The 24,567-nt window shown below is 48.6% G+C and carries 15 protein-coding genes; 8 read left to right on the plus strand and 7 right to left on the minus strand.

Features of this window, described 5'->3' with window-relative positions:
- Nucleotides 1-80 precede the first annotated feature (80 nt).
- The 5 genes from BLS44_RS23630 to BLS44_RS23650 all read right to left on the minus strand — a co-directional run bounded on the left by BLS44_RS23630 (nt 81) and on the right by BLS44_RS23650 (nt 9,072).
- Nucleotides 81-1,952, minus strand: a complete 1,872-nt coding sequence (locus BLS44_RS23630) for a RagB/SusD family nutrient uptake outer membrane protein (protein WP_090393095.1) — start codon at nt 1,950-1,952, stop codon at nt 81-83.
- Nucleotides 1,953-1,965: 13 nt separating this feature from the next.
- Nucleotides 1,966-5,241: a SusC/RagA family TonB-linked outer membrane protein gene (locus BLS44_RS23635; RefSeq protein ID WP_090393097.1), complete on the minus strand. Its 3,276-nt coding sequence runs from the start codon at nt 5,239-5,241 to the stop codon at nt 1,966-1,968.
- A 457-nt stretch (nt 5,242-5,698) separates the two neighbouring features.
- Complete coding sequence (locus BLS44_RS23640; protein WP_090393098.1) at nt 5,699-6,367, minus strand: sterol desaturase family protein; 669 nt, start codon at nt 6,365-6,367, stop codon at nt 5,699-5,701.
- A gap of 183 nt (nt 6,368-6,550) precedes the next feature.
- Nucleotides 6,551-7,756, minus strand: coding sequence for a serine hydrolase (locus BLS44_RS23645; protein WP_245729387.1), 1,206 nt, complete (start codon nt 7,754-7,756; stop codon nt 6,551-6,553).
- A gap of 89 nt (nt 7,757-7,845) precedes the next feature.
- Nucleotides 7,846-9,072 (minus strand): hypothetical protein, encoded by a 1,227-nt coding sequence (locus BLS44_RS23650; RefSeq protein ID WP_090393102.1) that lies wholly within the window; start codon nt 9,070-9,072, stop codon nt 7,846-7,848.
- Between the two features lie 129 nt (nt 9,073-9,201).
- Between BLS44_RS23650 and gcvT the strand changes: the two genes are divergently transcribed.
- From gcvT to BLS44_RS23670, 4 genes are all read left to right on the plus strand, one after another.
- On the plus strand, nt 9,202-10,287 hold the full coding sequence (gene gcvT / locus BLS44_RS23655) for a glycine cleavage system aminomethyltransferase GcvT (protein ID WP_090393103.1): 1,086 nt from the start codon (nt 9,202-9,204) through the stop codon (nt 10,285-10,287).
- 14 nt (nt 10,288-10,301) lie between these two features.
- Nucleotides 10,302-11,030: a 2-phosphosulfolactate phosphatase gene (locus tag BLS44_RS23660; RefSeq protein ID WP_090393105.1), complete on the plus strand. Its 729-nt coding sequence runs from the start codon at nt 10,302-10,304 to the stop codon at nt 11,028-11,030.
- A 209-nt stretch (nt 11,031-11,239) separates the two neighbouring features.
- Nucleotides 11,240-15,004, plus strand: a complete 3,765-nt coding sequence (locus BLS44_RS23665; RefSeq protein ID WP_176954534.1) for a DEAD/DEAH box helicase — start codon at nt 11,240-11,242, stop codon at nt 15,002-15,004.
- A 104-nt stretch (nt 15,005-15,108) separates the two neighbouring features.
- The gene (locus BLS44_RS23670) at nt 15,109-15,393 is read left to right on the plus strand and encodes a hypothetical protein (protein WP_090393108.1); all 285 of its coding nucleotides are present in this window, start codon (nt 15,109-15,111) and stop codon (nt 15,391-15,393) included.
- A 676-nt stretch (nt 15,394-16,069) separates the two neighbouring features.
- Here BLS44_RS23670 and BLS44_RS23675 read toward each other — a convergent pair.
- Together BLS44_RS23675 and BLS44_RS23680 are read right to left on the minus strand one after the other, a co-directional pair.
- Nucleotides 16,070-16,786, minus strand: a complete 717-nt coding sequence (locus BLS44_RS23675) for a tetratricopeptide repeat protein (protein WP_090393110.1) — start codon at nt 16,784-16,786, stop codon at nt 16,070-16,072.
- Entirely contained in the window at nt 16,783-17,385 is a 603-nt protein-coding gene (locus BLS44_RS23680) for an RNA polymerase sigma factor (RefSeq protein WP_090393112.1), read from the minus strand. Before BLS44_RS23680 ends, BLS44_RS23675 begins: the two co-directional genes overlap by 4 nt.
- A gap of 154 nt (nt 17,386-17,539) precedes the next feature.
- On the opposite strand from BLS44_RS23680, the gene BLS44_RS23685 reads away from it, so the two are divergent.
- The 4 genes from BLS44_RS23685 (at nt 17,540) to BLS44_RS23700 (ending at nt 24,526) form a co-directional block, all read left to right on the plus strand.
- Nucleotides 17,540-19,534: a PKD domain-containing protein gene (locus BLS44_RS23685; RefSeq protein ID WP_449578810.1), complete on the plus strand. Its 1,995-nt coding sequence runs from the start codon at nt 17,540-17,542 to the stop codon at nt 19,532-19,534.
- Between the two features lie 137 nt (nt 19,535-19,671).
- Nucleotides 19,672-22,248, plus strand: a complete 2,577-nt coding sequence (locus BLS44_RS23690) for a CHAT domain-containing protein (RefSeq protein WP_176954535.1) — start codon at nt 19,672-19,674, stop codon at nt 22,246-22,248.
- A 141-nt stretch (nt 22,249-22,389) separates the two neighbouring features.
- Complete coding sequence (locus BLS44_RS23695) at nt 22,390-23,472, plus strand: hypothetical protein (RefSeq protein WP_143019907.1); 1,083 nt, start codon at nt 22,390-22,392, stop codon at nt 23,470-23,472.
- Between the two features lie 796 nt (nt 23,473-24,268).
- The gene (locus tag BLS44_RS23700) at nt 24,269-24,526 is read left to right on the plus strand and encodes a hypothetical protein (protein WP_090393119.1); all 258 of its coding nucleotides are present in this window, start codon (nt 24,269-24,271) and stop codon (nt 24,524-24,526) included.
- Nucleotides 24,527-24,567: the final 41 nt, after the last annotated feature.

Consider the following 24,567-nt stretch of genomic DNA (forward strand, 5'->3'; position numbering starts at 1 on the left):
CTGAAAAGCAGCGGAGTTTAAAAGCAAAAACCTATGCCATGCAAAAGATGGCATAGATTTTTTACTAAAGGGTCCGGAACCTATTCGTAGCCGGGGTTTTGACTTCCATCCAGCAATTTATTTTTCTGGATTTCATCCAGGCGGATGGGGCGGTAATACATTTTGTCCAGCCAGATACGGTTTTCCAGGCTATTGGTTTCCACCGGCGTATAGGTATAATCAAATTTTGTTTTATCCTTACGGTAGGGAGAAGGCGCAGTGGCCCCCGGTTTCAGCACCCCTCTTACCTGTATATAGGTGGTTTTCCTGCCAAGGGTTTGCGGGGCTATCATCCACCGTCTTGCGTCAAAATAGCGTTGTTCCTCAAAAACCATTTCCACTCTTTTTTCCAGGCGGTAACGCTGGCGAAGGGCGTCCCCGGATTCGGTAACAGCCGGCAGCCCTGCCCGGAACCGGATCTTATTGAGCCAGGTGCGTGCCTCACCGTCCTCTCCCAGTTCAATACAGGCTTCGATGTAGTTAAACATAGCTTCTGTATACCGGAAGAAGGGCCAGGGTATATACTGGCGTCCGGAGTTATCACGAAGATTGGGATCGGGATCGACGAATTTGCGGAAATAATACCCGGTAAAGCTGCCGTTCCAGTTTTCGATGGGCCCCAGCCTTGTATCAAGGCCCGGAATGGTAGTACCATTCATGGTATAAGAACCGGTTTGTATTTCGTTGGCCGGATCTTCTGTTCTGCCGCGGGGTTTCCAGGGCGCACCGTCATAAAGAAAACAAATGTAGAATCGGGCTTCCCTGTTTACATAAGGGTCGGCTTTTTCAGCCGGATTGTTCCAGTCAAATTTTGTTCCGTCCATCATCACATAATCGTCTACCAGCTCCTCAATAGGCGTATTACCCGCCCAGTTATTATAACCATTGGGCCCCTGGCGCAGGCCATGCTGCTGGGCGCCTTCGTCCAGGTCCCGGCTAAAGGTCCTTTCAAAGATCGATTCATTGGTGGAGGTTATGGCCGGATCAGCATCCGGATGTTTGCTGCCCCCTCCCATGGCGATGGACAGGTAGTTTTTCTTGGCCTGGTCAAAGGATACAGGAGCGGCAAGGTTGGTTTTATACCCTGCAACAGCTTCGTCCAGTACTTTTTTGGCAGCATCCCGAGCGGCTGTCCAGCGGGCCTTCCGGTCGCCGCTTACAAAGCCCAGGAGCTCCGGTTTGCCATAGGCGGCAAGTACGGCAGACTTGGCTTTGGCCGTAGGCATATCATGCAGGTCGCTGGCGTCATAGAGCAATTGACGGGATTTTAGCGCCAGTGCGGTAAGGGCCGAAACATCACCCCGCTGCATTTGTTTATCCTTCAGCAAGGTATACGCCGCATCGGCCTCTTTTATAATAAAATCACTTACCTCTGCGTAGGTATTGCGGGCAGCGCTGTAATCTTCATTGAGCTTATACGATTTTGTGATCAGCGGTATCCCCCCGTAAAAACGCAGGAGCTGGTGGTAGTAGTAGGCACGCAGCAGCCGGGCCTCACCTTCCAGCTTTTGTTTTAAGGCAGGATTGTCAAAAGTGGCGGTAGCAAGGCCCTCTACTGCCAGGTTGGTCATGCGGATAATATTGTACATATTGCCCCATTCAGTGTGGGCATCCATAAAGCCAGGATTGGAGGGGTTCAGGTTGCCTTCATTTACAGTGTTGATGCCCCTGCCGGCATGGGTAAAGATGGCTTCATCGGTAAGACTGGCCAGCATTTCCTCCTGGAAGCCCCCTTCGTATAACCCTGCATACAAGCCATTAATAAAGGCCTGGGCAAGGTTCCCATCGGACCAGGTTACATCTGCAGGAAATCTATTTTGGGACTGTGTATCCAGGAATCCCTTGTTACAGGCCGTAAACACCAGGCTTGCCGCTAAAAGAAACAGGGTATTGATATATATTGCTTTTTTCATTGCTGTATAATTTTTAGAAAGTTAACCTTGCACCCACGCTCATGATCCTTGACTGCGGATAAATATACCCGTTCTCTGCGGTGCCCTCCGGATCCCATAGTTTCAGCTTTTCCCAGGTAACCAGGTTTTGCCCGCTTAAGTAAACCCGGAACTGTTTGATGCCGATTTGGTTCCCGATGGCAGAATTCAGCGTATAGCCCAGTTCAAAGTTTTTGAACCGCACGTAATTATTGCTTCTTAACCAATACGTATTATTGCGGTAGCCGGAGGTATAGTAGGTATTGGTACGGCTTACCAGCCTGGGGTCCACGCTGCTGGGATTATCTGCAGACCAGCGGTGGTTATAACTGTAGTCTAACCAGTTACCAAACTCCCCGGTTTCGTTAAAGTTGAGCAGTTGTAATCCTCCAAAGGCGCCATAGAAAAGAACGGACAGGTCAAAGGATTTATAGGCCATATTAATATTGAGGCCGGTTGTGTATACAGGGTCCCTTGTCTTATCCAGTCTTACCTGGTCCAGTGCATTGATCTTACTGTCTCCATTTATATCCTTGAACTTCATATCGCCGGGACGCAGGTTTTTTTCTACATCACTATAGCTGATCTTGGCGGTAGTGGCGGCTATATCTGCAGCATCTTTAAATACCCCGTCATACTCATATGCCAGGAAAGCATACCCGCTGGTACCAAAAGGATGGCCGGTGGCACGTTGGTAGGACGGCACGCCCGGGTTCTCATCCCAGAAGATCACTTTGTTCTTGGTATAGGCGCCGTTCAGACTTACCTGGTAGTTAAAATCACTGACCCGCCCGTTATAGCCCAGGGTAAATTCAAAACCCTTGTTTTCTACCTGGCCGCCGTTTACCGGGGGCAACTTTGATACAATACCGGAGCTAAGCGGGGTAGAGCCCAAACGTTGGATCAGGATCTGTTTCCGCTGGTTTTTGAATACTTCAAACTCAAAATTGACCTTATTGTTCAGAATGGATCCCTCCAGGCCTATGTTGGCATTATCCGCCACCTCCCAGGTAAATGCGGGGTTGGGAACAATGGGTTCTACCAAAGATTTTACAACCTTGCCATTTACGACCCGCGTTCCATACTGGTAAAGGGATATAAAGCCATATTCGGGAGAAACCCCGTTAAACTCCACCTGGTCGTTACCCATCTGGCCGTAGGAGGCGCGGAGTTTCAGATTATTCAAGAACCGCACATTTTCCATAAATTTCTCCTTGGAGATATTCCAGCCCACCAGTATACCCGGAAAGAAGCCAAATTGCTTATCTACTGCAAAAAAATAGGATCCGTCGTAACGCCATAAGAATTCAGCCAGATATTTTTCCCGGTAATTATAGGTAGCCCGGCCAAAATAGCTCAGTGTGGCCCTGTTAAAGGCACTGCCACCGAGTTCCTGCCGGTCGGTATTACCCGCGTCCAGGATATCGAGGGCATCAGAAACAAAGCTTTTGCGCCGTGCCCAAAAATTGTCACCATCCCTTGTTTCCCTTTGTATACCTGCCATGATGCCAATGGTATGATTTTCATTAATAACGCGGTCATAATTTAACATACCCACCAGGTTCACGCGTAGCTCGGCTTCATCGGCCTGCCGCAGATCCGGCTCTGTAAAGGTGGAGCGCAGGGTTTTGGTGAGCTTGGGCGTAACGCCATCGGCCTCATAGGTTTTTTTATCCCAGCTATACAAATACCAGGGGGTGGCAAATGTTTTATCGCGGCGGATGTATTTGTCCACCGCACCCTGCAGGGTCAGTTTTAATCCCTTCACCCAAGGATTGGTAATGTCCACCTGGCCGTTGGTCTGGATATAATCCCTCCGGTTCCGGTCGTACCCGGTGGCACCGGTGGTAATAGCCACGGGGTTTTGGCCGTTTTCAATATCCATACCCGGAAGCCCGTTGGGCCATACAGCAACCTCCGTGGGTTTACCGCGGAGCAGCATCCGGAAAATAGTTGCAGCGGATACGGTTGGGTAGCGGCGGTATTCTTCGCGGCCACTGATGCCGATAGTAGTCGTTATATACTTGTTTACCTTGGCTTCCAGGTTCATCCGGATATCATATTGCTGGTACCCGGTAGCCGAATTTTTATAATAAGCATCCTGGCTTAAATAGCCCAGGGAGGCCAGGTATTTTACCGCTTCGGATCCACCGCTTATCTGAAGGGTATGATTTTGCTGTGCAGACCATTTTTTAAATACGGTATTGTACCAGTCGGTATTAGGGTGGGTGAGCGGGCTGGACCCGTCTGCAAACTTCTTTACATCATCGGGTGTATAATACGCCGATGCGATCTTACCATCCTTTTTGGTATAGGTGCCGGTTTCTTTAAAGGCCTTCCAGGCTGCATCCCATTCGGCATACGGTACGTCCGAAAATAACTTTTGTTCATTCATCAGTTCCGCATATTGTGCAGAGTTGCTCATCTTGGGGATCGTTGTAGGCTGCTGCCATCCCCTGCTAAAATCATAGCTCACCATTGGCTTACCGGTTTTACCCTGTTTGGTGGTGATCAGGATGACCCCGTTGGCAGCACGCGCACCATAAATAGCCGCCGAGGCATCTTTTAAAACCGACATGGTCTCCACTTCGGCAGGGTTCAGACGCTCCAGTCCACCCGCACGGTCCGGCACTCCGTCAATAACTACTAAAGGAGCACTGTTCCCCAGCGTGTTGGTACCCCGGATGCGGAGGGTAGAACCATCGCCCCCCGGCTCTCCGCTGCGCTGCATGGCGGTTACACCCGGTAACCGGCCTGCCAGCGCATTGGACAGGTTCACCGTGGGCGACTTTTCAAGCACGGCTCCCTTCACCTGCGTTACAGCACCCGTAACCGTTACCTTTTTCTGCTTGCCATAACCCACCACTACTACGTCTGTCAGTTGCTCTGTGGCGCTGCTCCGGAGCATTACGCTGATCGTAGCCTGGCTGCCAATGATCACTTCCTGCTCCTGGTACCCCACATGGGAAATTACCAGGGTACCTCCGCTGTTGGGTACCTTTATCGAAAAAACACCCTGGGCATCTGTTACTACCCCGGTATTGGATCCCTTCAGCAAAACAGAAACCCCGTCAATGGGTGTCCCCGCTTCATCGGTAACTTTCCCGGTGATCGTTTTCTCCGGAGGCGCAGTTCCCGTGTTTTTTGCAAGACTTTCATACGGAGAAAAGCCCATCAGAAGAAAAACAAGGAGCAAAAACATTGTAAGCGGAGGGCGCTTAAATGGCCGCGTATAACGGGCATGGCAAAACAATTGCTGCGATCTGTACATAGCATTTCTGGTTTAGTAATTGTATAAAATATTCCCGCAAATGCTGCTTACAATATCTGACTGTTCCTTACCGGAAGATATGTAATCAACATTCCTGTTAATTTGTCGCTAATTTCTAAACAGCACTGTCTAAATACAGAGGGTCAAGTCAGACAGTGGACACACGGCCTTCATTCAACGTGATCAACCAGAAAATCCCGGCAATCTTATCTCTTTCCTTTGTCCGGTTAATAGAGGTTTAACCCGGATCAACTGAAAAACAATCATCACTTTTTCCACCAGGCAAGGGGCCCGGCACAACTTTACAAGGTTTATAACATTTCTCAACCTCTAAAGAACGAAAAAAGATTGATATAATTGCAAAAATGACAAAATAAAATAGTTGTCAGTCGGACATAAAAAAAATCTGCGGAAAACAACCGCAGATTTTTTATGCATTACCGGCCGTTAACCGGTGTCATTTCTTTTTATCAAACATCAGCTCTTTTACCTTCTCTTTGTCTTCTTTTTCCTTTTTAAGATCGAACATGGTACCAAACACATGATCCCAGATGGTGCTGCTTACCCCAAAGCCTTTGTGCTCATCTTTGTAATGATGCAGGTGGTGGTTTCTCCACAACCCTTTCATCCATTTAAAGGGTGGGTTCCAGGCATGGATCGCATAGTGCATGGTGCCATACATGAGGTAGCCCAGCATAAAGCCCGGGAAAAACATAAGCGCACGGGAACCCAGGATGAGATAAAACACTCCCAGCAAAACCGATGCAATGATAATACTGGGTACCGGGGGCATAAATAAACGCTGCCGGTCCCGCGGATAGTGGTGATGGTTGCCGTGCATTACATAAGCGATTTTTTGAGCCGCGGGGTTATCACTTACCCAGTGGAAGATGAACCGGTGGGCAATATATTCAAAAAAGCTCCAGAAAAAGATACCGATAAAGAATATCAGGAACACATAGCCCACCGTGTAGTTATAGTGGCTGTGACTGTAATACAACATATATGCGATAACGGGAATGTACATACCCCAAATAACCAACGGATGTGTTTTGGTCAGCATCTCCAGGTAATCGTTCTTAAAAAGCCGTGCCTGACCTTTGTTGTGAATTTTATCGAACTGCATACTGCAAAATTAAATCAAAAAAAGTAGATACCTGTCCTATTACAACCAATTGGCAAATAACCCCTATGATTTGTTGTATTAAATAGTTGAAATGTTGTTCCGGATCAACCGGTATACAGCATCAGGTATGGGGCTACAGTTTTTTTTTGATAGAATAACGTTTAAAACAAACAAATGTTTGTGCTAATCGTAAGTGAGCTTCCAGCGGTTTAAATCCGGAGCAACGCTCTTTTTTTGATGCAGCTCATGATCATAAATAATATTGCCCAGCTCCTTAAAGAAAGGATATCCCGTTTCCTCATATTCATATTTATTATCATTGAGGATGCCGTCCTTATTTACATAAAGTGTAGCACTAAGCATGAACTCTACCTTATTCTTAAAGTCAACAACATAACAGTAATCTGTAAGAAACCCGTAACTCCACCCGGCCTTATTAAATACACGTATATGATCCGGGATCTTTTCTTTGCCCGAGCGGAAAAAGAAGAACTTGGTATAACTGTCAAAGAACTCCGCAGTGTCATAAGCCGGAAACCGGCTCTCATAGGGAAGCTCGGACATATAAGTATACAACATCCGGTAGTTGTCTGCTGTTAAACGGAACCGCTGGCGGGCCGGCACAGATTCCGGGAACAGTACACTGCGCAGCAGTCGCTGGCCATCTTCCAGCGGCAGGTTGTTATGGGTGGTAAAATCCATGGGCTCATTGATCAGGCTGTCATTTTGATCCCAATGTCCTTTGCCTACCAGTATCTTTGTTTTGGGAAACCGGAACTGAAGATCGCTGTACGTTGCCGGCTGTGTGTATATGGTTTGGCCATTGTTAAGAAACCGGATGGGATTGGTATGCCGGTTTTCTTCGGGCGTCATCGGAACAAAGCGACGGGTGATGCGGGTATCGTTGTAGTTCTTTTTCCATAGGGTTTCATTCAGTTCCTTTTGCCCCATAAATTCGTAAAGCCGGTTATAAGCATCATTATCGCTTACAAGGAAGATCTTCTTAATATAATGTTCAATGGAGGGGAGGCCGCTCTCCGCAGTCGGATCATTTTTCACGGCAGTTTGTCCGCTAAAAGCGCTGTCGGTAAGCATGGGGGATTGGGCTGTAACCTTTTTACCCAGCCTGTTTAGTTTTTCAAGGGAGGCAAAGGCCACAGGCATTTTTACGGTGGATGCGGGGTTAAAATAACGGTTGCGGTCTACATTCAGGTAATGGTTGATAAAAGTGGGCTTTTGATGGCGGTCCCTTTTTATTTCCGTGTAAATCAGCTGGTACTGGTAAACTCCGGGCTGATCCAGTACCGATCTTAATAAGGGGGATCCCTGCTTTTGCAACAGCTCCATCAGCCAGGGATCGTTTTTTACCTGTGCAAATGTTTTGGACATTATAGCGTATATGAAAATAGTGAAAAGAACGGACTTCATTTTGTTAAGATAGATCATTTGGATCAAATACCATCATACAAAGGAACAGGCTATTTGATGAATGTATTCAGGAATTTTAAGGTGGCCTTATTATAATCGCTGTACATATGATGGTCGGCAACTGCAAGGCTCAGCTGCTGAAAAACGAACATCCGCTGATCTATATCCAGGCCGTTCAGCTGTGGAAATGCAGCGGGGTTTGCCTGGTATGCGGAGCGTAGCTCATCGGGCTGATCCATAAAATAATATGCCGGGTCCAGGTATCCTTTTTGTTTTAATTCATTAAAAACCGCCGCAGATGCTTCAAGGCTCAGCTGGCCGCTCCGGGCAAACCGTTCGGGGTACAGGGGTGAGCGTTCCTGAACCAGGTACCCGCTGCTGATGCCACGGCTGGCAAGCGTTTGCGCATTGGCAAGCGCAGCGGCATTGCCGGCCGGCCCTACATTGGGGTTTTGGTCAAACCGGGCCATGCAGAACTGAAGCGGGGTACCGGTCATTTGTGCAATTTGCCCACCGGAAGGAGCGCAGTAGCTGACACCCGCGTCAAACCGGCAGATCGTGGAAAGCGCTGTTGCAAAATTGCCGCCATTGCTCATACCTACTGCATATTTGGGCAAACCGGCCGGCAGCAGCCCCCGCTGATAAAAGGTATGGGTTATAATACGGATGTTGGCGTAGTCTGCATTGGTAAGGGTATCCCAGGGAAGGGTATTCCACCGGATAGAGCCATCACCGTTCAGATCCTTACCCGCCGTTGCCTCTTCTGCTTCCGTTATCAGTACGGCAAAATGATCATGTACCAGGTCTTTGATCATTTGCTGCCATTCAAAGCCTGCAACCAGTGCCTGTGCACTGCCGCTGGTCCCGTGCAGCAGGTAAACGATCCCTTTAGGCCGGGCAGGAAAATAATAATAAACCGGTTTCACCCGGTCTTTGCCCTGGCACTGTTCAAACTGCAGCACAAACGTTGCTGCAGGCGCAGTAGTACCGGTAAGGTCCACATTCTCCCCGGGCATTATAAACCAGGTATGCCATTCATCCGGCGCCCTTAGTAAGGCCGGGTTATGGCCGCTCCAGCCGGCAAAGACCTGGTTGCTCGCCAGGGCAAGGCTAAAAATATGTACCGTATCGCCCGGCTGGTGATACCCGCTTCCGTAACCATTGGTTACGGTGACTTTAAAGCGGTCTGCCGCTGCCGGCGGAACCGGTTGCTTCCGGCAGGAAAAACAGGCAACAAAGAGACAAATCGCACCCGGAATGGTGAATAGGGTCTTCATAATAATAGGTTTACCTGTTTTGACGGAGATCTGTGGTATGTGTTTAAAGAGGGCACAGGTTTTTCAAAAAATTGTTTTTAAGATTTCTCCCGCCCTATCCCGTAAATTTGCAGCCAAAATTTTGTGTATATGAAGCAGACCCCGTTTACAAAGAAGCATCTGGAGCTGGGTGCCAAGATGGCTGAATTTGCCGGGTATAACATGCCCATCAGTTATTCCGGTATCAATGAAGAACACCAGACGGTAAGAAAGAATGCCGGAGTGTTTGATGTAAGCCATATGGGCGAATTCATCCTCAAAGGGCCCAAAGCACTGGACCTGATACAACGGGTTACGACCAACGATGCCGCCAAACTGAAGAAGAACCAGGCACAGTACAGCTGCTTTACCAATGAACAGGGCGGTATTGTGGACGACCTGATTATTTATTGCATCGAAGAGAATGAAGTATACATGATCGTTGTCAATGCGGCCAATATAGAAAAGGACTGGAAGTGGCTCAGTGATCATAATACAGAAGGGGCTGAAATGCACGATATCTCTGCTAAAACAGCACTGCTGGCCATACAGGGGCCCAATGCCACTGCGATCCTGCAGGCCCTTACAGACACAGATATACTCAATTTAAAGTACTATACATTTGAAAAAGGCCGGTTTGCCGGTGTGGATAACGTGCTCATCAGCGCCACCGGCTATACCGGTGCCGGGGGCGTTGAGATCTATTTTGAAGACAAGGACGGCGCCGCCGATAAAATATGGGATGCCATTTTTGCGGAAGGTGGCCCCAAAGGGTTAAAACCCATTGGTTTAGCAGCCAGGGATACCCTGCGCCTGGAAATGGGCTATTGTCTTTACGGCAATGACCTGAGCGATACCACTACTCCCCTGGATGCAGGGCTGGGCTGGATCACCAAATTTACAAAGCCGTTTACCGCCGGCGACCTGCTGAAGCAGCAGAAGGAAGCAGGTGTGGAACGCAAACTGGTTGGATTTGAACTGCAGGACAGGGGTATTCCCCGTAACGGGTACGAGATCTGTGATGAGAACGGTACCATGATCGGGACCGTTACATCCGGCACCCAGTCCCCCTCCCTTGGAAAAGCCATCGGGCTGGGCTATGTAAAATCTGCGTTTGCATCGTTTGAAACACCTTTATTTATTAAAGTACGCGACAAATTATTAAAAGCAAAAGTGGTAAAACTGCCTTTTGCCTGAGCTATTTTTATCAGATGAGTCATCAACCAACACTTTATACCTCTCTTTCTCCGGCACTGATCCAGCTTTACGACCTCAACAACACCGTGGTGGTTGTAATTGATGTTTTCAGGGCCACATCTACCATCGCAGCGGCGCTTTACAACGGGGCCCGGTACGTGATCCCTGTTGACTCTGTGCCCAAAGCGATTGAGATCAGCGCGGCAACGGGCGGTATTGCTGCTGGTGAGCGGGATGGGAAACTGGCCGAAGGCCTCAGCCACGGCAACTCTCCCATGGAATACAAAAGAGCCTTTATTGAAGATAAGGTACTGGTACTGACCACCACCAACGGAACCCGTTTGCTGCATATGGCACTGGAACAGGGCGCAGACAATATCATTACCGGCTCCTTCCCCAACCTTTCATCGGTTTGTAACTATTTAACCGCACAACAGAAGAATGTGGTGCTGGCCTGCGCAGGCTGGAAGGATAAGTTTAACCTGGAAGATACCCTGTTTGCAGGCGCTGTCATCGCCCGGGTAAAAGAGCACTTCTCCATTCATTGCGACAGTTCCTTTATGGCGGAGTATATGTACCGGCAAAACAGGAACGACCTGCCTGGTTTTTCAAAAAACCTTACACATTATCATCGCCTGGTAGACCGGTTTGGTTATATCGATGATATTGCTTTTTGTTTGCAGGAAGATGTTGCGGATGTACTGCCGCTTTATAAAGAAGGCCGGCTGATCCGGCAGGGCTAACCCCTAAAGATAGGTTTTTTCCCATTAATTATATAATATAAATTTTCTCAAAATCTTGAGTAAATAATAGGAAAAGCGGATAAGATTCTTTTATTTTTGCCGATTGTCCTTTTTGTAGCCCAGCCGGCGGTATGGGCTCCGCGGCATCATAGCCCGGCAAGCGGAAGCGGCAATACAAGGCATTATTAATTAAGCATAATAACAGCGGTTTGGCATTACCACATTTATTGAAACACGTTTATACCTTCGGTACAGATGAAGTGATCCGCAGGGGGAAAAAAACATTTGCGCTTGGATTTGTAGAGCTGATCGAATACGATAAGCTCACCGGGAGTGTTTTTTTCAGGGTTAAGGATGACTCTTACAGTACCTTTTATAAAGTACATATTCAAAAATTCAACGATCCCAAAAATCTTTCACTAAAGTGTAACTGCCCCTATAACCTGGGAGAGGTTTGCAAGCACGAAGTGGCGGCGCTTTTCCAGCTACAGGAGCTGATGGACAAAGGGCAGCTTGAAGATGAAGAGGTATATTATGATCAGCGCCACACCGTGGTAAAGATCCGGAACCTGGATATCCGGTCGATCCGGCATCTTTGTGCACCGGAAACATTTAATGAGGCTGAACGGTTTTTGCAGAAAAAAAAGGCAAAGATCGTGTATGCGCAGGATGAAACGGTAAGGGCCATTGTAGCCCTGGAGGGAAAGGAATATAAAGTAGCCATCAAAAAGAATGAAGAGCGCAACTTTGATACCAGCTGCGATTATGAGGATACGGACCACCCGCTGGGCCTGCCCAAGGTTATCGTTTTCCTGCAGCTGATCAAACAACACGGCCCGTTCTATTTTGATACCATCCGTAACCGGGATGTGGAAAAGAACAAATTACTGGAAGCATACGGATACTCGCTCAATGACGACCTGAAAGGAAAGTTTGAGTTCGTTTTTAAAGACGGGAAGCCCTTCCTGAGGGTACTGGATCCCAAAATTAAGCGGATCAATACGCTAAGCCCGGCGGAGAAACCCGCAGCAGCAGCCATCCGCCAGCCCCTGCAGGCCGTGGAAAAAGAGGAAGCCGTGGCCGTGGAGGAACAGCCGTCAAGAAAGCTGGGAATTGTATTTGATTTTAACCGGGCCAGCTATCCCTATTTTCAGGTACATGCAGTTTCCGGGGAGGTAAATGAGGCAGGAACCGGTTTTGCCGGTAAGGCAGCCGCCCTGGATGTAAGCCATTTTATTGATATGGCTGATTTCAGCGAGGACGACATCAGCCTGCTCAATGCCGTTCGGAAGCTGCAGGATGTGGAGATCAATAAGTATGTGAGCCGGAATACCCCTTTTAACAACCTGTGGGAACAGGACGAGCCGGCAACAGAGGCCAATAATGAAACCCGGCAGCTGATCAATGAATATATGCTGCCCCGGTTGCGGAAGCTGCTTACGGATGCCGGCGAAGAAGGCCTGGCATTTATGTTGCCCCGGGGAAAAGCATTTGTTACCGGTAATATTGAGCAGATCGACATTTTTACGGAGCCCGCCGTTACCGAGTTTTTTGTAGATAAAGAAGGAGACGATGCATTTAGCTGCGACTGCCTGGTGCGCCTGAGAGGGATGGTGCATGGCATAGAACAGAACGAAAGCCCCTGTCCCCTGCTGTTCCTGTATAACCATCAGCTCTTTCTTTTCAGCAATGCAGAAAGCATCGGGCTGATTGAACGGTTTTTACCCAACGGTAAAATGATCATAGCACCGGATCAGTGGGCGGAAACCCTGCATGAGTTTATTTTGCCGCTGGCGCGGGAATACAAGGTAGACTTTGATGCGTCCATGCTTCATGTAATGAAGAACATTGTACCGGAGGCCAAATTATTGCTGATAGAAAAAGGGGACCACCTGGTGTTTAAGCCGCAGTTCTCTTATAAAGGATATGAGACAGACCTGCTGGGTAAAGAGGTGTTCCTGATCCCCGAAGGGGACAAGATCCTTTCGATACACCGGAATAAAGAAAAGGAAAATGCCTTTGTAGACCGGCTCCGGAACCTGCATTCTAACCTGGTGATGAACGAGGAGAACGGCACCCTGTCGCTGAAGGGCAACGAGATCTTAAAAGACAACTGGTTCTTCCTGTTTGTAGATGCCATGAAGGAGATGCAGGTGCCCGTTTTTGGTTATGATGCTTTGCGGAACTTCCGCTTTAACACGGCCAAACCCCAAACAAAGATCTTTATCTCCAGCAATACCGACTGGTTTGATGCCAAGGTGGATATCGTTTTTGGCGATCAGCAGGTTTCCATAGCCGATGTAAAACGGGCGCTGGCCAATAAACAGATGTATGTGCAGCTGGGTGATGGTACGCTGGGGGTATTGCCGGAAGAATGGCTGAAGAAATATGCGCTCCTGTTCCGGGTGGGCGAAGGGGCCAACAACAATCTAAAACTTTCCAAGTATCATAAAAGCGTGGTAGATGAGCTTTTTGAACTGAAGAACGAAGAAGAGCTGGTTTTTGAACTGGAAGAAAAATACAACCGCCTGAGGGATTTTGAAAAGATCCATGAAATAGAGCCGCCGGTCCACCTGCAGCCGATACTGCGGCCTTACCAGATGGCAGGGTTTCAATGGATCAATTACTTAAAAAATGTGAATTGGGGCGGCATCCTGGCAGATGACATGGGTTTGGGTAAGACCGTTCAGGCACTCTCCTACCTGGAGCATCACAAATCCCAGAACCCCGATGCGCGGATCCTGGTTATTTGTCCTACCACACTGATCTATAACTGGGAGAACGAGATCAAGAAATTTACACCCACACTTACCTATCGCATTCATCACGGGCCCACCCGTACCCGTAATGCGGAAGATATCATGAAGCAGGATGTAACTATTACAACCTATGGCACACTGCGCAGTGATATAAAATTGTTTGTAAGCGTTCCTTTTGACTATGCCGTGCTGGATGAAAGCCAGGCAATCAAGAACCCGGCCAGCAAGGTTACCAAAGCGGCGTACCTGATTAATGCCAAGCACCGGCTTTGTATGAGTGGTACCCCGCTGCAGAACAACACCTTTGATATTTATGCGCAAATGAATTTCCTGAACCCCGGTATGCTGGGAAGCATTGAGTTTTTCCGGCAGGAGTTTGCCATCCCGATCGATAAACTGGGCGAAGCCGACCGGAAAGAGCACCTGCGGAAAATACTGTACCCCTTTATCCTGCGCCGCACAAAAGAGCAGGTAGCCAAGGACCTCCCGGAAAAACAGGAAATGATCCTTTGGTGCGAGATGGAAAGTGAGCAGCGCTCCATCTATGATGCCTACCGTAATGATTACCGGGATAAGATCCTGGGAAATATTGAAACGCAGGGTATTGGCCGCTCGCAAATGACGATCCTGCAGGGGTTGATGAAATTGCGGCAGATCTGCGATTCCCCGGCTATATTGAACGAGGAAGAAGCCTTTGAGAATCACTCCATCAAAATTGAAGAGCTGGTACGGGAAATCACTGAAAATATGAGCGATCATAAGGCCCTGATCTTTTCGCAGTTCCTCGGAATGCTGGGCCTGATCCGGCAGAAACTGGAAGAACTGGGCATTAAATACGAATATTTTGACGGAAGCACATCAGCGCCGGACCGGGAAAAAGCGATCCAGAGCTTCCAGAAGAATGAAGAAGTACGGGTATTTCTTATTTCATTAAAAGCAGGGGGTGTGGGGTTGAACCTTACAGCGGCAGACTATGTGTATATTGTGGACCCCTGGTGGAACCCGGCGGTAGAGCAGCAGGCGATCGACCGTACCCACCGTATCGGGCAAACCAAAAGTATCTTTGCATACCGTATGATCTGCCGGGATACCATTGAAGACAAGATCCTCAAGCTCCAGGAAAAGAAGAAAGCCCTGGCAAAAGACCTGATCGCAGATGAATCGGGATTTGTAAAATCACTGACCAAAGAGGATGTGGAGTACCTGTTCAGTTAACGGGAAAGGGAGCGCCGTGAATGGTGAAATGTGAACAGGCCTGCACCTGTTCACTACTTCTCACTGACCACTTCTCAGTTCCTGTTCCTCCAAATAAATAAAATATGAAATTCAGAAGGGGCATACTGTTATTCATCATCGGCGTTGTGCTGGTCGCCTACTTTACCAAACCTTCCAAAGACGGATTTATCAAATTCATCCAGCCGGCGGTAAGCCGTACACAAATTCCGCCCGTTGTGGATTACCAGGATCAATTCCTGTATGCGCTTGTAACAGCCACTTACATAGATGCCGGTAATCCCGTAAAAGAAGGCGGGCGCATAGTGGCACCCACCCGTAAAGAAACCTATATAGGAGTGTTTGGCCGCTACTGGAAACAGGCGCCATAGTGCTTCATTATTTGTTTCAGGTTAGCGCTGTGCTTCACTGCTCGTGGATCGCAGGAGGGTCCCTGGTTCAAAGTGCTCTGTTCAAAGCTTCGTGCCGGTTCGGTTTCACGCCTCATACCCGGTTGCATGACCGGTGCATTTCCACGTCTCCGCATTTTCAAATCTTCAAATTCTCAAATCCGAAATCTGAATCAATTGAAATTTGCTTTTATACCCGGCAGTCTATTGCCTGTTAATTTTCCCGGTTTATGACCTCGAAAAGGATATGGATCAAAACAAGAAACATGGAGCTGTGTAACGGATCTTAATTTTCACATTCCCACTCCCGGTAGTCACCGCATATGCGTCAAGTTGATTTTACGAATTTAGTAGTCCAAGGCAAAAGCTGCAGCGCAGCGTTGCTCTTATTAGCAACCAACACAGGATGGAATGGAGGTGCAGCGCACCGGTAACATAAGCCTTCCCAAATAGATCCCCGCTGCGTTACAGCTACGGGCAAGTTCCTGGGCGTTCCTGTTACAATCATTTGCGGCGCGCTGCGCCTGCTTGTTATCAAAACGACCCGATCTTTTTTGGCCCCCCAAGGCTTATTCGTGCTACATTTTATGGCAATAGACCTGTTTTTTATCTTGACGCGCATGCGATAGTCATCGGGATTCAACTCTTCAAATTCGCTCTACTTCAGCTTTTTGAGAATGCGTTGCGCATTTTTGTAATAAACATTATTTTTCGGAACCGCAGTGGCATATTTTTCTGCCAGTGCCCGGTTGCTTGTTTTATAGGCACATAACGCAGCAAAAAAATAACTGTCTTCCTGGTATACGGAACTGCTTTGCAGCAGTTTTTCAAAAACAGGCAGTGCCGCTGCGGGCTGTTCTGTTTTCAGCAGGCATACGCCATAATAGAACGCAGCCATTACATCCTCCGGATCACCTTCTGCTGCTGCTTTCAGATGCGGAAGGGCTGCCGGGTATTGTTCCGCATTAAATAATTGTCCGCCCTCTTTGCTATGATCGGCAGCACCTCTTACCACTACATTGGGCATAGGTGTAACCGGGTAGCGGTCTATACCTGCCGGTGTAAGGATAAACAGCACAAAGACTGCCGCCACCGCAACGGCTGCCAGCATTAGCTTTCTTACACGGCCGGTCCGGCGTACCACTGCTGGTTGTTTATCAAAATAGGCTTTGGTCAGCGGCTCCAGCAGCGCCCTCAGCTGGGGAACCTGTTTTTCGGCGGTTTCATGTTTTTGAACAACAGCTTCCGTATAAAGCCAGTCATCATATGCTTTTTTTATCTCGGGGTCCTGTGCCAGCTGCCGCTCAAAATCAGCACGCTCCTCCGGGGACAGCGCATTTGAGATATAAGCTTCTATTTGTTCGTAAAGATTCATGGGGTGCGGTTGTGATTGACTAATTCAATTAATTCAGACATGCAGATGGATTTCTTTTTCCGGAGGTAGGCATAGCTCACACCCAGCTGTTCTGCCAGTTTTTGCTGTGAATCGCTGAGGTAGGATGCCCTGATGATCTCCCTGCAGCGCTCACTGAGCTGTTCCAGCAGGGTCATTACCAGCGCCTCCTGCTCCAGTTGGTCGGCGTGTGCTGCAGCCTCCGTTTCTGTTTCATCTTTCAGGTAATGATATCCCTCATCCAGGCTTTTTGTTACCCCTGATCTTGATTTTTTCTTCAGCTGGTTGATCCATTTCCTTTTGCATACCAGCAAAAGGAAGGCCTCAAACGGACAGGTAAGCACAAATTTACCATCTGCGGCCAGTTTAAAAATATCGATCAGGGCTTCCTGGAAAATATCCCCGCACTCGTCCGCATCGGCCCCTTTTGAGCGCAGATAGGCTTCAATGGATGGCGCATATTTGCGATAGATCTCAGAAAGCAGGGCTGTGTCATTATTCCGCAATGCTTCAATATACCGGTGGTCTGTATGCAATCTTCTAAAATTAAGGTTCTCAAAAATATTGAATATATTTACCATGCAGAATGTTTTTTGCGGCCCGCTTCAAATTTCCCCTCTGTTCCGGCCAGTTGAGTGGTGGACCCGGTCGATTGCCTTGTCTTGGGGATATAAAATGGGTTGCCGGTACCTGCTTAATGAGGTAACAATTTCAAAGATCTGCTGATTTATGAGTATGTGGCAACTAAAATTGAGACCAGCACTTATATTGTCTGGAATGCTGCTTGCAGGGCCTGTAATACAAGCCCAGTCTGTAGCACCTTCTCTGTTCATTGCAGACAGTTCGATCCGGACCGCCACGGATTCAGCCGGTATCCGCTTTTCGGCCCCACTGCCTGCGCTTACGCAGATACCCGGTGCTCCTGAGCCCTTTTATACCCATTTGTGGGATTTTGGTGACGGGCATTTCAGTACAGAAGCTTCTCCACAGCACAATTATGCAGATGGAAAGGAGTACGATGTGTACTTATACGCGGTGAATAATTACGATGACGGAAAAAAACCTGCGCGGAAAAAAATCAAAGTGACGGGTAAAGGGAATAACAATAACCTGGCATCCGTTTCAACCGCTGAAAAGGATTTTTTTAAAGCCAACGGGGTCTTTGAACTGAAGTATAACTGTATGGCAAAGCCCAATGACACCATGGTGCTGCTGGCTGGCTGGAAGAATACCGGCACCGCAGAGGACGAGGGGAAGTTGTACCTGTTTTTAAATGAGAAAGTGTTTGAGCAGACCTGTTTCGAAAATGTAGGGGCCAACAAAGGGTTTCGCTTTTTTAACAATGGCGATAGCCTGGCTCCGGGGTCTCCGGGGCTGATGGCCGGCCTGGAGCCGGGGAAGCAGCTAAAGATCACGGAAAGTGGCAGCCCGCCTTCATCGGTGGTCAGGGTCCTGAATGCTGCGGAAGCGTCCAACACCTTTTTAAGCACGATGATGCTGTATAAAAGCAGCTATATGATCGAGCTGGGAAAAACGGCCCCGGGAGCCGCGCATTTTGCCCTTGCAGAATTGAAAGTAACGCCGGAAATGATCAGGGATACCAATGCTACCGTAACCGTTACGGGAGTATATGTTCCCAAAAATGGGAACCCGGTCATGCACCGGCTCAACATCCCGGTGGTTAACTCACATGATCCGAATAAAATGAATTTAAAAGGAGGCCGGCTGGGGTATCGTTTTTTAAGCAAACACAAAGAGCTTACGTACAAGGTACGTTTTCAAAATACCGGCAAGGGGCCGGCACGCCGGATCGCGCTGGATATTACCGTGCCCGGGATCCTTGACCCGCAAACAGTAGCGGTCAAAGATGTTTCCCCGTTTTGCCCGCCCTGTCAGCCGGGAGCGGAAAAACGGGGTTGCTGGGAGCTGGAGCAAAAAGAGCGCGGGCTGCTGTTTACGCTGCACGGGATTTACCTGCCCGGCACCAATCAAAAGGGGATAGAGGATAAGGACAGCACCAAGGGGTTTATGGAGTTCTCTATTGTAACAAAGAAAAAGCTGGACCCGGTACCGTTTAACGCCCGGACAGCCATTTACTTTGATAAAAACGAGCCCATACTCACCAACTATGCTACGGGCCGGTTTAAGAAAAGCCTGTCGCCCATTGTAATGGCGGGTTTTGAAAAAGCATGGGGAAAGGAGCGGGTGAGCGATGGGCTGGTGACCGGCGTGGGAATAGCCCCCCTGGCCCCTTTCCGTCCGTTTTTACAGTTTGAACTGTATTACCGGCAGGGGATCCGGACCAATGCCGGCAATTATGTGCTGGACAGGGCAGGGGTGATTCCGGTAGAAGGGCGAAAAGAACTGGTGTATAATAAGATCGACTCTTCAGTCACCAACAGGGTATCACAGGTAAAACTGATACCGGTACAGTTACGCCATAATTTTGGTAATTACTTTTCAGCAGGAGCCGGCATTAGTGTTACAGCGGATATGGGAGGTGAAATTGAGACGGGGCTTACCTATCAAGGGATATCAGCCAATGGAACCAGTGACAGGTACCAGCAACAGCGTTCCGAAAAAATAAAAGCCTTCTCCCATATCCGGCTTCAGCCCTTTATGGACCTGCAGCTGGGAAAAGTAAAGCTGGGCCCCCACCTGGGCGTCCGGTATTATTATAACAGTAAAAATACCGGGTACGGGTTCCTTTACGCAGGATGGCGGTTTTAGGCACACCAGCACCTGGGGCCCCCCCGCGGTTCCGCCACGATAGCGGGCAAACCGTTCCTGTTTTACACAGCAATGGAGGCCCCTTTTGCAGCCCTGTTCAACGAAAAGCGGTAGGCGCCGGCAGATTCCGGATATGGATGCTGCTCCTGGCTTTCCTGCTTCTTTCCGGGGCTCCGCCATCAGATTCCCTGGAGACCCGGTACCGCCAGATGAAACAAAAAGACGACCTGGAAGCCTGCGCCAATTTTCTTTTTGATCAGCTGGATGCAGATCCGGGGCTGGCCGTTAACCAGGAGGAGTTCCTGAAAAAAGCGTTATGGAGAGCGCCCCGTACCAGGGAGGAAAAAGAAGCCTGTTATCATTTTCTTATCAACACCGGCTGGCATTTGCTAACACAGCGACAGGTGCCGGCTTCCGTAAACTGGTATGAGCAGGCCTATGCTTTTTATGAGCAGTACAAACAGGATCCGGAGCTGAAAAAAGAAATGGACTTTGAGGAATATATTGCCAAACCGCTGGGAAATAATTACACGCGGGTGGGCGATTTTTCCAAGGCCGTCTACATTCAGCAACGGGCCATTGATGAAGCGCTTGCTGCGCGGCGCACAGGCATTATACCCGGGCTGTACCTGAACCTGGCCACCACCTATTTCCGGATGCATGATGATGCCGCGCTTCAAAGCACCATTGCGCTGGGGCTCGGGGGCGTAACTGCCGGAAGCCTTGATGCACTGCCGCTTTATAATTTAAAAGCAGAGTATTTTATTGAAGCCGGAAATACAGACAGCGCCCGCACCTGGAACCAAAAAGCCCTGCAGCTGGGCAAAAAACAGGCCGGCGCTTCCACGGCCCTGTTGACCACATTCCTGGCCCGGGCCCGCCTACTGAACCTGTCTGGCCGGCACCGGGAGTCGCTTTATTACCTGAGGGAGATTGACAGGAACGTGGCTGCAGACAACGTAGAGCTGAGCGTAGAAACGGCCATTGAAACCGGTAATGCCTACCTTTTGATGCAGCTGCCGGACAGCGCCCTTGCCTGGCACAACAAGGCCCTGCATTATTTCCGGCTGAATGAAAACGGGCTCTTCCCCGATTTTAAAGTGACCACGGCGCTTTTTGGTGTGGCTACCGCACTGTTATATAAAGACCAGGCAGAAGCCGCCCGTTGGTTTGAAAAGGCCGTGCTGAACGATTATTACACCGAGCAACTGCTCCCCTCCTCCCTCAACAGCAATACGGCAGCCTATGCCAATAAAAAATATTCGGAAACTGCTATTGCATTATACCACCAGCTGTTTGACCAGTACCGGGACCCGGAATACCTGGTTAAGGCGCTTTGGCTTACGGAATTGTCCAAGGGGCGGATGCTGATCAATGAACAGCGGAGAACGGCGCACTGGAAGCAGGACGCCCTGCTTACCGGCAATAAAAAATGGGTAGATCAGCTGCGCTCTTTATACGTGCTCCTGGCCGAAACCCCGGAAGGAGCGTATCAGCAGCAGATCCGTCAAAACATTCAGCGGCTGGAGTTTGAGCTCAACCTCAAAGAACGGGAAAGCATTACCCTGCTGAAGCTGCCTTCCTATAAGGTATTTAATAACTGGGTACGCACAAGCGCCCGGAGTCAAACCATCATCAGCTATTACCTGGGAGACAGTTATTCGTATATCATCCATATCCAGAATGGTGTTTTCCGGCACCGGCTGGATACCAATACACAGGCGCATATAAAAAAGCTGAACGGGTTCCTGCAGAGGTACTTTTATACCGGTACTACTGCATTTAACCGGGATCCGGGCGCTTACTACCAACAATCGTTCGGGCTGCTGAATACCTGGAATCCCTGGCTGGCGGGTACCTTGCCGGCTGTCCTGATCTCTCCGGACCGAGAACTGCACAACCTGCCATTTGAAGCGCTTTGCGCCAGCCCCGGCCAGCCCCGGTACTGGGGGGCGTTCACATCCATCAGTTATAGTTTTACGTTTCTGCAAAATGCGTTTTCGCCGCCGGTGAGCCATTCCCCCAAGCCGGTAGCGGTCTTTAGTTTTGAAAAGCCGCACCTGGGTTTTCCGGCATTGCCGCAATCTGCAAAAGAGCGCTCTTTCCTGGCCCGGCGGTTCGTTACCCGGCAATATGAGGCCGGGCTCACTTCTGATTCTGCTTTTATGGCCGCGCTAAACACCGGCAACATCATCCACCTGGCTTCACATGCCGTAGCTAATGCAGCAGAAAAGCAGCCCTACCTGGTTTTAAAGAACAGGCTTTACCTGGGGGCGCTCCAGTATATCACTACCCGGTCGCCCCTGGTGGTACTGGCCGCCTGTGAAACGGGATCCGGCATCCTGCGCCAGGGAGAAGGTATGCAGAGCCTTGGCAGGATCCTGCTGAGTAAGGGTGTTGACGGAGTGCTCTCCTCCCGCTGGGAAGTAGATGATGCAGCATCGGGCGAGCTTATCCGGGACTTTTACAGTGCCTTGTCTGCAACAACAGACCCGGCCGCAGCACTCCAAAAAGCAAGAGCCGCCTACCTGGAAAAACACCCCACTGCAGCAGAACAAAACCCTCTTTACTGGGCCGCCTACTTTTACCAGGGCAATAACCTGCCGCTGATGATCCGGCAAAAAAGATCCACTGCTATCCTCCTTTCATTGCTGCTGATTACCGGTGCGGTCATTACAGCCACACTTATTCTCCGGCACAAGCGGCTGCTATAGCCGTAAACCCACCTCATAGTAAAACCGGGAAAAATAATTTTCATTCCGGTGCCTTTTTATTCCCCGGTATGGGTAACAACAGGCCCGGTCTGTTGATATACAGGCAGAACCCTCTTTTTTAAAATTTAAAAATAAATGTTTATGAAAAAGAATACGCTTCCCGCCCTGATGGTATTGCTGCTGGCTGTGTTTATGTATGCCTGCAAAAAAGACAATACACCTATTGACCCGCAAAGCACGTATCAAAAAGATGTAGAAAAAATGATCCGCTTTTTTAAAGCGCATGAACCTGCCGTGGAAAAATTTACAGTGGATGCCGGCGCCGGCAGTACCATTACCTTGCAGAACGGTACAAAGATTACTTTTGGTCCCAATGCTTTTGTAAAACCCGGCGGGGCCATAGTAACCGGTAATGTGGCTGTAGCCGCCCGTGTGTTTATTAAACCCAGTGAAATGATCCTGGCAGACAAGCCCCCGGTAACGGATGCCGGCCAGATACTGGAAACTTTTGGCGAAGCCTTTGTTACGGCAGAACAGAACGGGCAGCAGCTGGCCTTAAATCCCCAGCAAAAGCCTCCGAATGTTCAGGTGCCCATTGCCGGGGTTAATGCCAATGGGGCCAACCGTGAGATCCCGATGTGGGACGGAGATACAACAGTAAGCACAGAATACAGCGGCTACAACCACGAAAACGTTTATACCACCATTACCCAGACTTATACAATTAAAAAAGGAATGGCCTGGGCGCAGATCCCCGGTTCCTTTGGGGTTGGCAATGCTGCTACGACCTATTTTCCGCTGGATAACCTGGGCGACTGGAGGAACTGCGATGCCCTCTACAATGTGGCGGCCCCCAAGACCACAGTACTGGGATACTTTGGCGATAAGTTCAACATTAAAACCGGCAATAATTACTCCGGGCAGGATCCTACCGAACTGTTCTTTAAAGTTTCCGGAGTGAATACGCTTGTAAAACTGTACAACCCCATCTTTAACCCCATTGCGGGAAAAGAAGGATTGCTGAGCTACCAGAACAGCGTCCCCATCGGGGCCAATGGAACCTTCCTGGCCATGAGCACAGTGAACGGTAAATTTTATGCAGAGATGCGGGATGTTACCATTACGCCTGATGCCGGGAAGAATTTCATGGGGATCACGTTTAACCTGCAGGAAGTGTCTGAAGCCCAGTTGCTGCAGCTGATCCAGCAGATGAATACCAAATAAGAACTTTTTCCGGAAAATTTCCCCGGCAACCCCTTCCAATAAATACTGTACCTTTCAGGGAGGCTGTTAAAACAGCCTCCTTTTTATGTTGCTCTGTTTGCGACCGAAGCGCTGAAACACAGAGAACGTTTGGGTTGCTGAATGAAACCCGCTGAGTTGCCCGGGGGCTTTTGTAGGCGGGAAGATCAAAGCAACCGGTGCTCCAAATCCCCGGTTGCTTTGAATGCCGGGAAATGGGAATAAAAAAATCAGTGCCTCTGTATCTCAGTGGCAATCTAACAGCCAAAAAAAAAGGTCTTTCTGTAGAAACAGACCGACCTCTAACGATTGCTTGCCATATGAAAAAGTTAATGAATAACTTCTTAATACAAAGATAGTCATAATTCATGCCACTTTAAACTGTTGTCATTTTTGCAGCGGGCCCATGAAGCCGGAATGTTTAATTTTTAACGTTATTTATTTCGAAAACCGCTGTTGCTTAACGATCAGCATTAAAAAATGATCAATAAAATCCCGTAAAATTTCTAATTTTTAAAAAAAACAGTTGTTAGTTAATTTATTGTTAATAGAATCCCTTATTTTAGTGTTCTATAACCAGTGAAACAAAACATTTGGCCTCTAACGTTTGTCTTGCCTGAAATGAATAAAGCGGATCTCCTATATAAGAGATCCGCTTTTTTATTTAAAGGAATCAAGAATGTATTGCGCCCATCCGGAATAACAATTGCACAGCAGCAGAATCAAAAAAAAAGGTCCTTCCGTAGAAACGGACTGACCTCTAACGATTGCTTGCCATATGAAAAAACTTAAAAAACTCTTTTTGTTGCTGCCTGCAGCTTTTGTCTCACTTTTCTTATCCCCTCATTTGTTACACAAAGTTAGGCAGCATTTACACGCTTCCAAACACAATGTATGGCTGATTCTATCATATTCAATGTGGCCTGCTTTCCCTGAAAGCATTGTGGATACAGGGTTTCCGGGGAAAACAGATCGTATATCCAAGGCTTTAAAATACAACGAAAAAAGCATTGAAAATTGTATAAAGAAGGGCTGAAACAATAGAGAAAATCGAAAAGTTTAAAAAAATATTTGGAA

Source organism: Niabella drilacis (genome assembly GCF_900101395.1).
GTDB lineage: Bacteria > Bacteroidota > Bacteroidia > Chitinophagales > Chitinophagaceae > Niabella > Niabella drilacis.

Bases quoted from the DNA above. Each gene is read 5' to 3' on its own strand.
- BLS44_RS23675 (WP_090393110.1), bottom strand. From the start codon at position 16,786: ATGAATCTTTACGAACAAATAGAAGCTTATATCTCAAATGCGCTGTCC.
- BLS44_RS23630 (WP_090393095.1), bottom strand. From the start codon at position 1,952: ATGAAAAAAGCAATATATATCAATACCCTGTTTCTTTTAGCGGCAAGC.
- BLS44_RS23635 (WP_090393097.1), bottom strand. From the start codon at position 5,241: ATGTACAGATCGCAGCAATTGTTTTGCCATGCCCGTTATACGCGGCCA.
- BLS44_RS23700 (WP_090393119.1), top strand. From the start codon at position 24,269: ATGAAAAAACTTAAAAAACTCTTTTTGTTGCTGCCTGCAGCTTTTGTC.
- gcvT (WP_090393103.1), top strand. From the start codon at position 9,202: ATGAAGCAGACCCCGTTTACAAAGAAGCATCTGGAGCTGGGTGCCAAG.
- BLS44_RS23680 (WP_090393112.1), bottom strand. From the start codon at position 17,385: ATGGTAAATATATTCAATATTTTTGAGAACCTTAATTTTAGAAGATTG.
- BLS44_RS23660 (WP_090393105.1), top strand. From the start codon at position 10,302: ATGAGTCATCAACCAACACTTTATACCTCTCTTTCTCCGGCACTGATC.
- BLS44_RS23695 (WP_143019907.1), top strand. From the start codon at position 22,390: ATGAAAAAGAATACGCTTCCCGCCCTGATGGTATTGCTGCTGGCTGTG.
- BLS44_RS23650 (WP_090393102.1), bottom strand. From the start codon at position 9,072: ATGAAGACCCTATTCACCATTCCGGGTGCGATTTGTCTCTTTGTTGCC.
- BLS44_RS23670 (WP_090393108.1), top strand. From the start codon at position 15,109: ATGAAATTCAGAAGGGGCATACTGTTATTCATCATCGGCGTTGTGCTG.
- BLS44_RS23645 (WP_245729387.1), bottom strand. From the start codon at position 7,756: ATGTCCAAAACATTTGCACAGGTAAAAAACGATCCCTGGCTGATGGAG.
- BLS44_RS23640 (WP_090393098.1), bottom strand. From the start codon at position 6,367: ATGCAGTTCGATAAAATTCACAACAAAGGTCAGGCACGGCTTTTTAAG.
- BLS44_RS23690 (WP_176954535.1), top strand. From the start codon at position 19,672: ATGCTGCTCCTGGCTTTCCTGCTTCTTTCCGGGGCTCCGCCATCAGAT.
- BLS44_RS23685 (WP_449578810.1), top strand. From the start codon at position 17,540: ATGTGGCAACTAAAATTGAGACCAGCACTTATATTGTCTGGAATGCTG.